Source organism: Collinsella sp. AF28-5AC, assembly GCF_003457875.1.
Classification (GTDB): Bacteria; Actinomycetota; Coriobacteriia; order Coriobacteriales; family Coriobacteriaceae; genus Collinsella.
The window spans coordinates 1-232 of sequence record NZ_QRTA01000026.1 but is presented as its reverse complement, the minus strand read 5'-3'; the positions used below and the strand labels follow the sequence as shown (position 1 = coordinate 232).

At 76.7% G+C, this 232-nt stretch carries 1 protein-coding gene; it reads right to left on the bottom strand.

Annotated features, from left to right (window positions below; all coding sequences use genetic code 11):
- Positions 1 to 210, bottom strand: a 210-nt coding sequence (locus DWZ01_RS11080) for an ATP-binding protein (RefSeq protein ID WP_369832497.1), incomplete at its 3' end; no start/stop codon positions are given.
- Positions 211 to 232: the final 22 nt, after the last annotated feature.

The window sequence follows — 232 nt, the reverse complement described above, 5'->3', positions numbered from 1 at the left end:
CGAGACGGAGCCCCCGTGGGCGCTCGCGGCCTCGGAGGCGGCGTGGAGGCCGAGCCCGTAGTGGCGCCCTCCGTCGCGCGAGGAGCGGGAGGAGTCGTCTGTGAAGAGGCGCTCACAGCCGCGTTCGAGGGCGGCGGGAGAGAAGCCCGGTCCGTCGTCGGCCACCTCGATGACGAGGCGCCCGCCCGCGACGTCGCAGGAGACCGCCACGCGCGAGCGCGCGTGCTCGGCG